Origin of the sequence: Thiosulfatimonas sediminis (assembly GCF_011398355.1) — a bacterium.
Classification (GTDB): domain Bacteria; phylum Pseudomonadota; class Gammaproteobacteria; order Thiomicrospirales; family Thiomicrospiraceae; genus Thiomicrorhabdus; species Thiomicrorhabdus sediminis_A.
The window spans coordinates 494,962-509,548 of sequence record NZ_AP021889.1; the positions used below are offsets into that span (position 1 = coordinate 494,962).

Annotated in this window: 9 protein-coding genes; all 9 read left to right on the top strand. The window is 43.7% G+C overall.

What is annotated here, in order from left to right:
- Positions 1 to 168: 168 nt before the first annotated feature.
- The 9 genes from glgA (at position 169) to HRR27_RS02300 (ending at position 14,553) form a co-directional block, all read left to right on the top strand.
- Positions 169 to 1,683 (top strand): glycogen synthase GlgA, encoded by a 1,515-nt coding sequence (gene glgA, locus HRR27_RS02260; RefSeq protein ID WP_173270294.1) that lies wholly within the window; start codon positions 169 to 171, stop codon positions 1,681 to 1,683.
- Between the two features lie 15 nt (positions 1,684 to 1,698).
- Positions 1,699 to 4,209 carry a glycogen/starch/alpha-glucan phosphorylase gene (locus tag HRR27_RS02265; protein ID WP_173270297.1) on the top strand — a complete coding sequence of 837 codons (2,511 nt, stop codon included), beginning with the start codon at positions 1,699 to 1,701 and terminating at the stop codon, positions 4,207 to 4,209.
- Positions 4,210 to 4,359: 150 nt separating this feature from the next.
- Complete coding sequence (gene glmS / locus HRR27_RS02270; protein ID WP_173270301.1) at positions 4,360 to 6,210, top strand: glutamine--fructose-6-phosphate transaminase (isomerizing); 1,851 nt, start codon at positions 4,360 to 4,362, stop codon at positions 6,208 to 6,210.
- A 19-nt stretch (positions 6,211 to 6,229) separates the two neighbouring features.
- Positions 6,230 to 7,390, top strand: coding sequence for a glycosyltransferase (locus HRR27_RS02275; protein ID WP_173270304.1), 1,161 nt, complete (start codon positions 6,230 to 6,232; stop codon positions 7,388 to 7,390).
- Positions 7,390 to 8,175 carry an ABC transporter permease gene (locus HRR27_RS02280; protein ID WP_173270306.1) on the top strand — a complete coding sequence of 262 codons (786 nt, stop codon included), beginning with the start codon at positions 7,390 to 7,392 and terminating at the stop codon, positions 8,173 to 8,175. Before HRR27_RS02275 ends, HRR27_RS02280 begins: the two co-directional genes overlap by 1 nt.
- Positions 8,172 to 9,404, top strand: coding sequence for an ABC transporter ATP-binding protein (locus HRR27_RS02285; RefSeq protein ID WP_173270310.1), 1,233 nt, complete (start codon positions 8,172 to 8,174; stop codon positions 9,402 to 9,404). Before HRR27_RS02280 ends, HRR27_RS02285 begins: the two co-directional genes overlap by 4 nt.
- Entirely contained in the window at positions 9,394 to 10,332 is a 939-nt protein-coding gene (locus HRR27_RS02290; RefSeq protein ID WP_173270314.1) for a class I SAM-dependent methyltransferase, read from the top strand. Before HRR27_RS02285 ends, HRR27_RS02290 begins: the two co-directional genes overlap by 11 nt.
- Positions 10,333 to 10,337: 5 nt before the next feature.
- Positions 10,338 to 10,649, top strand: coding sequence for a hypothetical protein (locus HRR27_RS02295; protein ID WP_173270317.1), 312 nt, complete (start codon positions 10,338 to 10,340; stop codon positions 10,647 to 10,649).
- Complete coding sequence (locus HRR27_RS02300) at positions 10,642 to 14,553, top strand: glycosyltransferase (protein WP_173270320.1); 3,912 nt, start codon at positions 10,642 to 10,644, stop codon at positions 14,551 to 14,553. Before HRR27_RS02295 ends, HRR27_RS02300 begins: the two co-directional genes overlap by 8 nt.
- Positions 14,554 to 14,587 lie beyond the last annotated feature (34 nt).

Sequence of the window (14,587 nt, forward strand, 5' to 3'; positions counted from 1 at the left end):
CGCTTAGGGCGACACAGAACAAGTTTATTTACTTCAGCGCGGGATTGCTGAAGCCATTTGGATTTGTTCTGTATCTCCTCGGTGTTTACGCCTTGCTGTTCTCGCTGAGGCCAGATAACCTTGATGTCTGTGCCTCACTAAATAAAAAATTATCGGTTAAGAGTTTTTATGAAAATTTTATACGCCACTTCGGAAGCGCATCCTTTAATCAAAACCGGCGGACTGGCCGATGTTAGCGGTAGTCTGCCGAACGCTTTAAAAGCCCTGAAGAATCATGTGCGCTTGGTTTTGCCAGCCTATTATGATGTGCTTCAGAAATTACCGAAAAAGTCGTTTCGAAAGGTGGCCGATTTGCGGGTTGGCGGCTGTAGTCAATTTTATGATGTACGTATTTTACAACTGAGCGCCGGTGCGTTTAATGGCCTGGATGTGCCGGTGTGGTTAGTGGATATTCCGGCTCTGTTTGGTCGTTCTGGGAATCCGTATCTGGCCGCGGACGGTACAGATTGGTGGGATAACGGTGAACGTTTCGGGGTCTTTTCTAAGGTGGTGACCGAATTGGCGATGGACCGTGTCGGTTTAAAATGGCAGCCGGATGTGGTGCACTTAAATGATTGGCAGACTGGTTTAGTCAGTGCGTTATTAAGTTTGGAGGCACCGCGTCCGAAGACCGTGTTTACCATTCATAATATGGCATATCCGGGGAATTTTCCGCAATCGTTGTTTCATGGTTTGGGGTTGCCACCGTATTTATGGTCAATGCACGGTGTTGAGTTTTGGGGGCATTTTTCATTGCTCAAAGCGGGGGTTGCCTTTGCCGACTGGGTGACAACCGTCAGCCCAACCTATGCCGCGCAGATTTGTCACTATGAGTTTGCTTACGGTTTTGAGGGTTTGCTGCAGCAAAGGGCTGCACAAGGTCGATTAGTGGGAATTTTAAATGGCATTGACGACCAAGTTTGGAACCCGCAAACCGATGCGTTGATTCCGTATAACTATTCAGCGGACAAGGGCCGGGTAGCCGCGAAACGCAAAAACAAAGTCGCCTTGTTAAAAGCTTTCTGTCGAATGCATTCCGAAAAAACGCTGCCAAATGAAGATTGCTTTGAACAATGGATAGAGAAACCGCTAATTGGTTTTGTCGGTCGTTTGGTGCCACAAAAAGGAATTGATTTGGTCATGCAGGTATTGCCAGATATTTTGCAAAATAGCGATGCTAATATCGCCGTGGTTGGCAGTGGAGACAAGCAGATTGAGGCGGCAATTTGCCAATTGGCAAAACGCTTTCCGCAGCGCGTCTGGTGTCATATTGGTTATTCTGAGGAACTTGCGCATCTGGTTGAAGCAGGCTCCGATATGTTTTTGATGCCATCGCGCTTTGAGCCTTGTGGATTAAACCAGATGTACAGCTTGGCTTATGGTACACCACCCATCGTCCATAACACCGGCGGTTTGGCGGATACGGTGGTTGATGCCAGCGAGGAGAATCTACAGGCTGGTACAGCAACCGGCTTTGTGTTTGACGAGATGTCGCCGGCAGCGCTTTCAGCGACGATAATGCACGCTTTGGCGTTGTTTGGTAAAAAACGCCAATGGCAGAAAATGCAAAAAACCGGTATGTTACAGGCGTTTGATTGGAAAAAAAGCGCTCAGGCTTATCAAGCTCTGTATCTCACCAAATAACGGATAATTGTTTTTATGACTGCGCCATTTGATACCGCTAAGCAATCGGCTGCGATTGCCAAGATGCTCGACAATATCGGTATGGATAAAACCTCGATTGAGGCGGATTTTTTAAAGTATTTGTGCCATACCCTTGGCCGACAGTTAGACTCAGAAGATTACTACCTGTTTAAAGCCCTGTCTTACAGCACCCGCGATCGCTTAATGACGCATTGGAAGCGTACTTGGGCGGCGTACAATCAGCATAAACTCAAAAAGGCTTATTATTTGTCGATGGAGTTTTTGATTGGCCGCTCATTGACGAATAATCTGCTCAATTTAGGGATTGAAGACGCGACGCATCAGGCGCTCTACGATTTGGGTTTGGATTTGGAACAACTTGAAGAGACCGAGCGCGATGCCGGTTTAGGGAATGGTGGTTTGGGACGGTTGGCGGCCTGTTTTATGGACAGTTGTGCCACCTTACGTTTGCCCGTCATGGGCTATGGCTTGCGCTATGAATATGGAATGTTCCGCCAACAAATTCAGAATGGCTATCAAGTTGAAGAGCCGGACCATTGGCTTGGTTTTGGCCCTTATCCGTGGGAAATTCAGCGTAATGAATACACGCAATTAATCAAGTTTGGTGGAACCTCGCGGCATTATGTTGACCCTGTTAGCGGTCGTTTAATTGTCCATTGGGAGCACGCTGAAGTGGTCTTGGCCGTGCCTTATGATGTGCCGATTCCTGGTTTTAAAAACGCCACCGTAAACACCTTGCGGTTATGGTCGGCGATGGCTAAAGAAGGGTTTAATCTTTCTGAGTTTAATGCTGGTTCCTATCACGAAGCGGTGGCGGACAAATCTCAAGCGGAAAACATCACCAAAGTTCTTTACCCGAATGACACCAGTGAAAACGGGAAAGTTTTGCGTCTGAAACAGCAGTACTTTTTAGTGTCAGCGTCTTTGCAGGACGTGGTGCAGCAGTGGAATGATCGCTATGGTAGCTTTAGTGATTTTGCCGAGTACAACGCTTTTCAGTTGAATGATACGCATCCGAGTTTAGCCGTGGCGGAATTAATGCGTTTGTTGATTGACAAAGAACGTCTGGATTGGGATCAGGCTTGGGCGATTACCACGCAAACCATGGCGTACACCAATCACACTTTGCTACCGGAAGCCCTAGAGAGGTGGCCGCGTAAACTCCTCCAAGAATTATTGCCAAGACCGCTGGAAATAATTTTAGAGATAAACCGTCGTTTTCTCGCGCAGGTAGCAATGCGCTGGCCAGCGGACACGCAACGCCAGCAACGGATGTCGATTTTGGATGACAACGATAATATTTGTATGGCGTATTTGGCGATCGTCGGCAGTCACTCCGTGAACGGCGTAGCCGCTCTGCATTCGCAATTGCTGCAAGACGGTTTGTTTAATGATTTTTACCAACTCTGGCCAGAGAAGTTCAATAATAAAACCAATGGCGTGACGCAACGCCGCTGGCTAGCCGGTTGTAATCCCGCTATGCGCACCTTGCTTAAAGATCACATAGGTGAAGGGTGGATAACGCAATTAACCGACCTTCAGCAGATTGAGTCTTTGGCGGAAACAGCCGAATTTAGAGAGCAATGGTATCAGGTAAAACGAGCTAATAAGCAGCGACTCGCTAAGTTGATTTTGCAAGAAACTGGCGTGTCTTTTCCTCTGGATTCGATGTTTGATGTGCAAGTTAAGCGCATTCATGAATACAAACGCCAATTACTGAATGCCTTGCATGTGATTCATCTGTATTCGCGTATCAAACGCGGCGATACCGACAATTGGACAAATCGTGCGGTGTTGTTTGGTGGTAAGGCCGCACCGGGTTACGCGATGGCCAAGCAGATTATTAAGCTGATTAATAATATCGCTCAGATGGTGAATAATGACCCACAAGTTGGCGATAAGTTAAAAGTGGTGTTTTTCCCAAATTATCGTGTTTCAGCGATGGAGGTTATCTGCCCTGGAACCGATCTTTCCGAGCAAATTTCCACCGCCGGTAAGGAAGCGTCTGGCACGGGTAACATGAAATTTATGATGAACGGCGCTTTAACCATCGGTACTTTAGATGGGGCGAATGTTGAAATTTTGGATGCAGTCGGCGAGAGAAATTTCTTTTTGTTTGGGCTCAAAACGCCGGAAGTCGAGGAGTTGCGCCACCACTATAATCCACAGTATTTTATCGACCAAAGCCACGACTTACAGGCGGTACTGGGTTTATTAGAAGCGGGCCACTTTAATCAATTTGAACCAGGGATTTTCGATAATATTATTCGCGCAATTAAATCGCCGGACGATCCATGGATGATTTTGGCCGATTTCCAAAGTTACGTCGAAGCTCAGTCCAAAGCGGCAATGGCCTATCGAGATCGTGATAATTGGTTGCGCCAGAGTATTATCAATACCGCCCGTAGTGGAATTTTTTCCACCGATCGCACCATGGCGCAATACAACCAAGATATTTGGAAATTGCAACCTATTGAAATGGATGGCATAACAATTCAGTGCTGAAATTATTTTCCTAGAGCCTATTCTGTGTCTCGTTATAAACACGCGTTTTTAGTGATAAGCCGCGCTTGATTACTTGGGCTAAGGCGTCACAACTGGTACTATATCTCGACTTTTATACCCATACTCAGATTTGCTAGAGAAGATAACGTTATGTGCGGAATTGTTGGCGGTGTTGCCGAGCGAAATTTAACCCCGATTTTATTGGAAGGATTACGGCGTCTGGAATACCGAGGCTACGATTCCTCAGGGATTGCATTGCTTGCTGACAAGCAGTTAAAGCGGGTGCGCTCAATCGGCAAAATTGCCCGCTTACAAGATAAGATTGCTGCTCAACAAGAGGTCTTCAGCGGTTCGATTGGCATCGCACATACGCGTTGGGCTACACACGGCGTTCCAGCCGAAGAAAACGCGCATCCGCATATCTGTAATCATCGCGTTGCTGTCGTGCATAACGGCATTATCGAAAACCATGCGCAACTCAAAGCCATGCAGTTGCAGGCCGGCTACCGTTTTACCTCACAGACCGATACCGAAGTGATTGCGCACAGCATCGATGAACAGTTGAATTTGCATAATGGCAACTTACTGAGCGCGGTGCAAGCCACTTTGCAAACGTTGCATGGCGCCTATGCGTTAGGGGTTATTGCAACTGACCAGCCAGATTTATTGATTGCCGCGCGTTGCGGCAGTCCATTGGTGATTGGGGTCGGCATAGGCGAATATTTTATTGCTTCCGATGTGTCAGCCTTACTGCCCGTTACCCAAGAGTTTATCTTTTTGGAAGAGGGCGATATCGCGGCGATTCAGCGTGAACAACTGGACATTTTTGATCAAGCTGGTCAACGCGTTGAAAGGCCGATTGTGCAGTCCAATCTCAGTAGTCACTCAGTTGAGTTGGGTGAACATCGCCACTATATGCATAAAGAAATTTTTGAACAGCCGCAAGCCGTGACCGACACCCTACAAGGCCGTACGACCGACAGTGCAGTATTGGTTTCTGCTTTTGGACATGGTGCCGAAGCGGTTTTTAAGCAAATAGAACAAGTGCAAATTATTGCCTGTGGCACCAGTTATCACGCCGGCCTAGTCGCAAAATACTGGTTTGAAGACATTATTCAAATGCCTTGCGCGGTTGAAGTCGCCAGTGAATATCGCTACCGAAATCCAGTGATTCGCCACAATACGTTGCTACTCACAATAAGCCAATCCGGTGAAACGGCTGACACCTTAGCCGCATTGCGCGAAGCTAAGAAAACCCAGCCGGATTTATCGTCAATGACGATTTGTAATGCACCGGAATCTAGCCTAACGCGTGAATCGAATTTGGTGTTCTTAACGCATGCCGGGCCGGAGATCGGTGTTGCTTCGACCAAGGCCTTTACAACGCAATTGGTCTCGTTAGCCTTATTGCTGACAGCGATTGGGCAGGTGCAAAAAACGCTACCGACTGCTCGTGAAACGGCAATTATCAAAGGGTTGAAAAAACTGCCGACCTTGATTCAAAATGCGTTGCAACATGAACCGCTGATAAAGGAAGTGGCGCAACTGTTTGCCGATAAAAATAGCGCGCTGTTTCTAGGGCGTGGCACCATGTATCCCATCGCCATGGAAGGGGCGTTAAAGCTTAAAGAGATTAGCTATATCCATGCCGAAGCCTATCCCGCTGGCGAGTTAAAACATGGCCCGCTTGCGTTGATAGATGACAGCATTCCAGTTATTGCGATTGCGCCAAAAGACGAACTGTTGGAGAAACTCAAATCAAACCTTCAAGAAGTCAAAGCGCGCGGAGGGCAGATGATCGTTTTTGAAGACGAAGATTCGGATGTCCGTGGTGATGATGAAGACCTGAATGTGATTAAAGCCACCACGAATGTTGGACGAATCACGGCGCCAATTACCTTCAATATTCCGCTCCAACTTCTCAGCTACCACGTCGCCCTAATCAAGGGAACCGATGTCGACCAACCTCGAAACCTCGCCAAGTCGGTGACGGTGGAATAAATTGACGAGTGGATTGAAAATGACGGGAAGAGTTCACCCCAAAAAAGTAGCGATTGTCTGTGATTGGTTGACAGTGAATGGTGGTGCAGAAAAAGTTTTACAGGTCTTGTTGGAGACATATCCCGGCGCAGACATAGTTACTTTGGTTGATAATTTAAAAGCGTCCAATCGCGGTTGGTTAAAAAACACCAAAGTTATCACTAGTAAAAGTTGGCCTTTAAAACTCTTTCCAAGTAAATACCGATGGTTTTTACCGACGATGCCGTTTTGGATCGAACAGTTCGATTTATCGGATTACGATGTGGTTATTTCATGTTCACACGCCGTTGCAAAAGGCGTCATAACCCATCCACAACAAGTTCATATTGCGTATATTTACTCGCCAATGCGCTACGCTTGGGATTTGCAGTATGAGCATTTTGATCGCGGTGATTTTGGCAGAGGGTTAAAAGGATGGTTAATTAAGCGTTGGCTTCATCATTTTCGTATTTGGGATACCGTGAGTTTTTTTCGCCCTGATCAAGTCATCGCCTCGTCGAATTTTATTGCTAAGCGGATTAAAAAAGTAACTCATTTATCGTGCCCAGTGATTTATCCTCCTGTTATCGCTCTTCAGAATTCAAAGCAAAATGAACGCCTAAAAGCGCTGCCTGAGCAATACTATGTGATTGTTAGTCGACTTGTGCCTTATAAAAATATCGATAAAGTGATTGAGGCATTTCGTGATTTGCCGCAAAAAAACTTAGTGATAGTCGGGGATGGGCCATTAAAACAGGCTTATCAAAAGACGTCCCCTGAAAACGTTTTCTTTTTAGGTTATCTTTCAAAATCAGAAATGATTTCAGTATTAAGTTATGCACAAGCTTCCATCCATATGGCGGTTGAAGACTTTGGAATAGCCCCTTTAGAAGCGCAGTCTTTAGGAGTGCCAGTGATCGCCTATCAAAAAGGTGCTTTAAAAGAAACCATTTTAAGTCTTGACGTGGCCGAAAAGCCTACCGGTTTGCACTTCGCAAGAAATACGCCGCAAGATTTAATAGATGCAATTTATGTTTTTGAAGAATACCAAAAAAAAGTTGGTATTGTGCCGCAGCACTGCATTGAAAACAGCCAGCGCTTTTCAGTCGAAAAATTTCAAAACGCCATTCGTAAAGTGGTCGATGATGAAGGCGCTTTATAATGTTTAAAACGCTTTTACATTATCGTTATTTTATTTTAAGTTCGATTCAAAACGAACTTAAGTCTAGATTTGTACGTAGCAAGATTGGCTTTTTATGGCTAATTATTCATCCTTTAGCGATGGTATTAGTCTATGCCCTAATCCTTTCAGCACTCATTCAAATAAAGTTACCCGAAACCGCAATACCTAATGCGTATCCGATTTACTTAACCGCTGGGATATTGGCTTGGTTTATCTTCTCGGAAAGCCTCTCCAGATCGTTAAATCTATTTATCGATAATGCCAATCTATTAAAGAAAATCGCATTTCCAAAAATGGTTTTGCCGATCATCATGATGGGTAATGTGTTGTTAAATAGTTTGTTATTGCTGGTTGCTATTTTGGTCGTATTTGCTTTTTTAGGGCATTTTCCAGGATGGCAAATTCTTTGGTTACCCATGTTGTTTGGTCTGACTTTATTGTTAGGCACTTCAATCGGGATTATTTTGGGGGTACTGAATGTTTTTATTCGTGATATCGGACAAATTGTGCCGATTGTTCTGAATTTTATGTTCTGGTTAACTCCTATCGTTTATACGATTACGATTATTCCAGAGGCATATCAAAAATGGTTTGATTTAAACCCCATGACACATCTCGTTGCCGCCTTTCAAGATGTGCTGCTCTACAATCGCGAAATTCAATTTTCAGAATTATTCGGTTTGTTTTTAGTGTCGATTGGATTGCTCGGATTAGGCTTTTTTTTGTTCAAGCGTGCGAATGCTGAAATGTTGGATCAGCTATGAGTGTGTTAAGTGTTCGCAATGTTAGTAAGTCTTATCGAAAATACCCCAACGAGTTTGCTCGAATAGCATCTTGGTTTGGTTGGCAACAAAAAAAAATCGAAGAAATTAATGTTCTTAAAGCCATTAGTTTTGATGTTTTTCCTGGTGAATCGATTGCCATTGTTGGACAAAATGGGGCAGGCAAAAGTACGTTACTAAAGATGATTGTTGGTACTTTAAAACCGACCACTGGTAAAGTCTTGCTTAACGGTAAAGTGGCTGCCATTTTAGAATTGGGTATGGGGTTTAATCCAGACTTTACGGGGCGACAAAATGCCATGCATGGTTTAGCGTTAATGGGCTATAACCACGTGCAGATTCTTTCAGTGTTACCGGAGCTTGAAGCATTTGCCGAAATCGGCATCTATTTTGACCAGCCGCTAAGAGTTTACTCCAGTGGAATGCAAATGCGCGTTGCTTTTGCTGTAGCTACGGCATTTAGGCCGGATATTTTGATTGTAGATGAAGCGTTGAGTGTCGGCGACACCTATTTCCAACATAAAAGTTTTGCTCGTATTCGTTTTTTCAAAGAGCAGGGAACAACCTTATTATTCGTTTCACATGATAAAGAAGCTGTTTTGACTTTATGTGATCGGGCGATACTCTTGCAACAAGGTGGAGTACTTATGGATCATACGCCCCAGGTGGTAATGGATTATTACAATGCCCTGATTTCTCAAAAGGAAGCGCACGCAAGTTTGACTCAAGATATACGGACGTCAGGCGCCCAAACTCGTTCAGGAAGCCAGCTGGCACAAATAACTTCGGTGCAATTACTGAATCCGCAAAATCAACCGGTGAAAGATGCCATTGTTGGCGAGCTTTTGTGTTTAAGAGTTTCTCTAGTCGCCCATGCTCAGCTCGAAGGTTTGGTTTTAGGTGTATTGATTAAGGATCGTTTAGGACAGTCTATTTTTGGTACGAATACGTTTTATTTAGGGCAAGTACGCGATATGAAACCCGGTGAGGAGTTGGTTTATCATATTGACTTTCCAGCGAACTTTGGTGAAGGGAGCTATTCAATAACATTAGCATTGCATCAAGATGAGAACCACTTGAACAGTAATTTGGACTGGTTAGATTATGCTTGTTTGTTTGAAGTTCATAACCAGAATTTACCTAAGTTTGTCGGCAGTAGTTATCTCCCTGTACGTATTATTGAAAAGAGTGGAGGGATGGATGCAAGATAATTTCTACCGCCATTTTGAAGATCGTTTTCGTGGTAGTCGCGCGACAATTAAACAGCGTTTAAGTGCCTATTTACCATTAATTAGACAACAGAAAACCCTCTGTTTAGATCAAGAGAAACGTCAAATGCAAGTGCTCGACTTAGGCTGTGGTCGAGGTGAATGGTTAGAACTTTTAGGTGATGAAGACGTCGTAGCGTTAGGCGTTGATAAAGATGCGCAGATGTTGCAGGCGTGTCGAGATCAGGGTTTAGATGTGCAAGAAAGTGATATTTTTGCTTTCTTAGAATCAGGAGATGCGACTAAGTATGATGTGATAACGGCATTTCATGTAGTTGAACATCTCACTTTTGATGAGCTACAACGCTTGATTCAACTGGCAAAAGAGCGCTTGAATCCGCAAGGAATACTCTGTTTTGAAACTCCTAATCCTGAAAATATCTCGGTCGCAAGTAACAGTTTTCACTTGGACCCAACGCACTATAAACCGCTTCCACCTACTCTATTGAGTTTTTTATTTGAGCGATTTGGATTTGCTGTTGTTACGATTTTAAGATTGGATAATTACCGGCCAATCAATGCTAGCCAACAGATTACGTTAAATGATGTATTACACTTTGTTAGTCCTGACTATGCGGTCATTGGTGTCAAAGGACGTCAAGTATTCACGCAAGTTGAAGTACTTGAAAAAATGCAAGCTGTGCAAGGCCACTCTTTAAATGACTTAGCGATGAGATTTGATCAACAAGTGCAAGAGAAAGCACAGCAGGAGCAGATGATGATAAGAGAGATGCGACAAGAGATTGCTGCTTTACAGAGCGAGCAAATCCTTTTAAAGCAAGACATCCAAGCTAGAGAGTTAAATATCATTCAGTTAATCTGGCAAAAGCTAAAGAACACACCTCATCTTTTTTTCAAACACAAAAGATAATATTTATGCTCCCCTTATTTACACGATTTAAACAACGCTTCAGTTTGCAAGCGATGTATTACGCTTTTTTAATCAAAGTGAAGTATCTTATCCTGCGCTACAGCAGTCTAAGAAAAGTGTTGATTACTGCAGTATCATTGGTGCCTGGTTTAAAAAAGCATTTGGTTCGCTACTGGATTCAAACAGACATTGTCGGAACGCAAAACCAAGAGCCAATGTATTTGCAACAATTGCGTAAAGAGCAATTGCTGACCTTACGCGCGCAAAAATGGCTGCATTCTGTTGAGCAGAAACGCGAGTGGGGTTCCAGTGAGTAAAATATTAATAGATATGCAGGGTGCGCAAGCCCCAGGTAGCCGCTTTCGCGGTATTGGTCGTTATAGCCTTTCACTGGTTAAAGCTATGCTAAGTCATTCTGAGCATGAATTTCATTTATTGTTGAATGGACAGTTTACCGAGAGCCTTAAGCCGCTTGATAAGCTGTTTAGTGCCTATGTGTCACCTCAACAAATACATCGCTGGTTTCCTCCTCAGTCTTGTGCTTACTATGATGCTGAGCAGAGAGATTATCGTGAGCCCGCACAGAAAATAAGAGAAGCGGTTATTGCCAGTATTAAACCGGATGTGGTTTTTATTACCAGTTTATTTGAGGGGTTTGCTGATGATTGCGTCATAAAACACCATCAATTTGTTGCTCAAGACATCCCAGTCGCTTGTGTATTCTATGACTTAATTCCCTACCTGTACCCGAAAGACTATTTGGATAATTCAGCGGACTTTAAACAGTTTTACTACTCTCAACTTGACGCGCTAAAGCAAATGGATGCTTGGGGGGCTATATCGTATTCATCAAAAAGAGAGCTCCAAGATAATTTCCCCCAAGTTGAGCAAGCTAAAGTACTCAATTTGTCAGCTGGCTTGGATGAAGGTTTTGCCAAGCGGCTTACTCAAGAGCAAGACGTTTGTCAGGCTGAAAAAGTGCTTAATCGTTTCGGGATTCATGCTCCGTTTGTGCTCTATACCGGTGGTGCGGATTCACGTAAAAATTTAGACTATTTAATTACGGCTTATGCGCGGCTTGCAGAAACCATAAAACAAACACACCAGCTGGTTTTTGCCGGTAAATTGCATCCCGCCGAAAAAAAGCGACTAGAATCCATAGCCATTCATCATAAGCTTGATAAAACGCAACTGATTTTTACGGGTTACCTTAGTGATGACGACTTGCTTACGCTTTATCGGCAAGCGACTTTATTTGTCTTTCCTTCAAGGCATGAAGGTTTTGGTTTGCCTCCTCTTGAAGCCATGGCGGCAGGGACTGCAGTATTGGCCTCCAATCAAAGCTCACTCCCTGAGGTTGTTGGATTAGAAGCCGCCTTATTTGATCCATATAATTTACACCCTTTAGTTGAAAAAATGACTCAAGTCTTAGCTGAGCCAGAGTTTAGAAAACAGTTAGAGAATCACGGAATAGAGCAAGCCAAAAAGTTTACTTGGGCGAAAAGTGCGAAGGTTGCTATTGATGTTTGTGATACAGCGATTGAGAGTCGGAAAATACAAAAATTGCAATCCGAGCCTTTAAATGAGACTAAACCGACGTTGGCGATTTTCTCTCCTTTACCCCCCGAAATAAGTGGTATCGCGGATTATCAAGTTCGTTTATTAAAAGCATTGAATGTGCATTATCAGATTACATTGATTCATAATCACAGTGAAGCGAGCGTGCACGGTATTCCGGTTCGAAGTCCTCAGTGGTTTGAGGTAAATGCAGGGCAATTTGAACGAATTGTTTATCAAATTGGCGCATCGTTGCATCATCTGCAAAATTATGAATTTTTAAAAAAGTTTCCTGGTGTGGTCGTGTTGCACGATTTTTACTTTGGCAATGTTTTTTCACATCAAGAACTGCAAGCCCAGCAACACGGATTTTGGCGCAAAGCACTTTGGCATTCACACGGCTTTCCGGCATTATTGTCCACCTTAAAGCCAAATGCTGATTTTCTGTCTCTATCAAAGAATTGGCCTGTTAACCTGTCGATCTTGCAATCAGCATTAGGTCTTTTAGTGCATTCAGATGCAATTAAAAAACTGGCACAACAATATTATGGCGCGGGTATTGTTACCAATTGGCAGCGCATCCCTTTTGTTAGCAGTGCGCCGTTAATAGCGACACATTTAGACACGGAGCATTCCACCTCTTTTTCAGTAGAGTTAAATGGATCAGCTATCTTAAATCAAATAAATCCGCAAGATACGCTGTTGTGCAGTTTTGGACTGGTTGCGCCAAGTAAAGCAACGCATTCTATTATTGAAGCATTTGCTCAATGGGATGCTTTGTACCCATTGGAACATGGAAAATTAGTGATTGTAGGCAGCTTAATTGATGCTGCTTATCAAGCTGAATTGGAAGCGTTTATTGTCGCCAATGCGTTACAAAATCGAGTTTACTTAACGGATACGGTTGATGCAGAGATATATCATGCGTTTTTGCAGCGTTGCGACTTAGCTATTCAGCTTAAGAATGACAATCGTGGTGAAACTTCCGCCTCTGTAGTGGACTGCTTGAGCGCTAAAATTCCTCTTATTATCAATGCAATTGGTTGGCAAGATGAGTTGCCAAAAGACATTTGTTGGTCTGTATCCGATACCCCTAGCATTGCTGAATTGGTCGCAAAAATTGCGCAAATTCGTTCAGATATTCAATCGCCTTCCTGTAAAGCGGTCTATCAACAGAATATTTCTGATTGGTTGAACGTTCATACTCCAGATGTCTGTGCTCGCGCTTATTATCAAGCAATCGAGTCTTGCTATCCCAGTTTGGAGCAAGTTGCTATAAAGGCAATAGAATCTCTACCGCGTGAAAATCATGACGCATTAATCAGCTTTGGTAATGCCCTAGATGCGAGTTTACCAAGAGCTTATCAGCCTCGCCGTTTGTTGTTAGATGTTACCGCCACCATCGAAAATGGCCTTAACTCAGGTATTGAGAGATACGCTCGACAGCTATTTAAGGCGTTATTGTCGCAGTCTGATGCATGGCGAGTTGAATTAGTGTATCTGCATAAAATTGAGAGCTTATGGCAGTATGTTTACGCAAATAAAAGTGCCTTGAGTTGGTTGGATGTTGATTTATCTGATGCCAGTTTTTTTGCGGATGGTGACGTCAGTTATCAACCCCAAGTTGGTGATGTCGTTTTAGGTTTGGATTGGGCACCTAATCAGGTTTTCCAAGCTTATGAACAGGGCTTCTTTAATCATCTAAAATGCCAAGGCGTGCAAGTCGGTTTTACGCTTTTTGATATGCTTCCGTTACAGTTTCCAGATTATTTTCCAGAAGAAGTCTTACCGATTTATAAAAATTGGTTAAGGGTTATCATGCAGCAAGACTTTGTCCTGACAATATCTGAAAGTATCTGTGTTCAGTTGCAAAGTTACTTGAAAAAAACGCAATCGCAATTGCCGATGAGTAAAGTCTATCCCCTTAAACTCGGTGCAGATTTTATTCCTCAAGCCCCGCTAGAAAAAAGTCGCATTCAGGCTTGGCAGGCGGCGCATGGTTTAGTGTGTTTTGACCAAGTACCAACGTTTATCATGGTTGGAACCATTGAGCCAAGAAAAGGACATCGTCAAGTTTTGGATGTTTTTACTCGGTTGTGGCAAAAAGGGGTGCAAGTGCAACTTGTCGTGATAGGCAAAAAAGGGTGGTGTCAGCCATCGCCCGCTTCTCACGATTCAACTGTTGTAGAGAAAACAAAATCGGCAAAAGCGCTTGGCGAGCTTAAAGGCTCGCAGCCAATTATTGATCAAATTGAACAGCATCCGAAGTATCAGCAACAATTGTTCTGGCTTCAAGATGTTTCCGACCAAGAACTGGTTATCGCTTATCAAACAGCACAGGCGTTAATTTTTGCGAGCGAAGGCGAAGGGTTTGGCTTACCGCTGGTTGAGGCGATGTTTAATCAACAAGCGATTATTGCTCGTGAACTTGACGTTTTCCGTGAGGTTGCGGGTGAATATCCTGACTATTTTCGAACCAGTAGCCAGCTTTACGAATTACTGAAAGCGTATATTGCTGATTGGCCAAAAGAGCGCGTGAAACATGGCGGACAGATTGTCGATGAATCGCCTTGGTTGTGGAAAAATACGGCGCAGCAGTTATTGAACTTAATCATACAAGAAACCATGCCAGATGAGTCATTGATGCCACAAAGTGTGGTGTAAATCGTCTGCAGTTGTGCTTTTTTTATCTGTAATT

Bases quoted from the DNA above. Each gene is read 5' to 3' on its own strand.
- HRR27_RS02265 (WP_173270297.1), top strand. From the start codon at position 1,699: ATGACTGCGCCATTTGATACCGCTAAGCAATCGGCTGCGATTGCCAAG.
- HRR27_RS02295 (WP_173270317.1), top strand. From the start codon at position 10,338: ATGCTCCCCTTATTTACACGATTTAAACAACGCTTCAGTTTGCAAGCG.
- glmS (WP_173270301.1), top strand. From the start codon at position 4,360: ATGTGCGGAATTGTTGGCGGTGTTGCCGAGCGAAATTTAACCCCGATT.
- HRR27_RS02280 (WP_173270306.1), top strand. From the start codon at position 7,390: ATGTTTAAAACGCTTTTACATTATCGTTATTTTATTTTAAGTTCGATT.
- HRR27_RS02275 (WP_173270304.1), top strand. From the start codon at position 6,230: ATGACGGGAAGAGTTCACCCCAAAAAAGTAGCGATTGTCTGTGATTGG.
- HRR27_RS02285 (WP_173270310.1), top strand. From the start codon at position 8,172: ATGAGTGTGTTAAGTGTTCGCAATGTTAGTAAGTCTTATCGAAAATAC.
- glgA (WP_173270294.1), top strand. From the start codon at position 169: ATGAAAATTTTATACGCCACTTCGGAAGCGCATCCTTTAATCAAAACC.
- HRR27_RS02290 (WP_173270314.1), top strand. From the start codon at position 9,394: ATGCAAGATAATTTCTACCGCCATTTTGAAGATCGTTTTCGTGGTAGT.